Genomic DNA, 598 nt, shown 5'->3' on the forward strand with positions numbered 1-598 from the left:
TTACTAAGTCCATGTATATTCAAGTTCCCGGTAATACTCTTATGGTATTCATGGCTAGTGAGGTATTAAAAGTACCATACAAGATGATTCACAAACAAGCTAAGTTAATCGTAAAAAACTCATAATATGAAAAAACGTATCCCATACTCCTATGTAATCTTCTACCTAGAAAGAAAGTATTATCACCTTATCGAGAAAGAGTTAAAAGAAAAGGGATACGAAAATATCAAGGTTATTATCCCTACTCTGGATATACTTAAGAGAACCGTTAAAGGTAAGATGGTATTTGAATCTGTTCCTATACTTTTCAATTATGGCTTTATGAGAATGCCCACTGAAAACGCATTCTCAAGGCCATTTTTAAATAAGCTAAAACGAAATATCTCAGGCATAAGAACATTTCTTAAATCTACCGAGACAATGCACGAAAGAAAAAAGAAGGTACGTATTGATAATGCTGAAGACTTCGATGATTTTTCATTAGTTGCAACTTGTTCTAGAAAAGATGTAAGAAGGTTCATAAGATTAGCAAAAGCAAATAAGAAATACTCTGTTGATGATCTTATGAATGTAAAACCTGGAGATTATATCGTTTTAA

Annotated in this window: 1 protein-coding gene; it reads left to right on the forward strand. The window is 31.9% G+C overall.

Going from position 1 to position 598, the window contains the following annotated elements; all coding sequences use genetic code 11:
• Nucleotides 1–126 precede the first annotated feature (126 nt).
• Nucleotides 127–598: hypothetical protein (locus tag IE258_RS40835; RefSeq protein WP_189750844.1), on the forward strand; the 472-nt coding region annotated here is incomplete at its 3' end.

The sequence above is a fragment of the Streptomyces tendae genome, assembly GCF_014650435.1.
GTDB classification, from domain to species: domain Bacteria; phylum Actinomycetota; class Actinomycetes; order Streptomycetales; family Streptomycetaceae; genus Streptomyces; species Streptomyces tendae.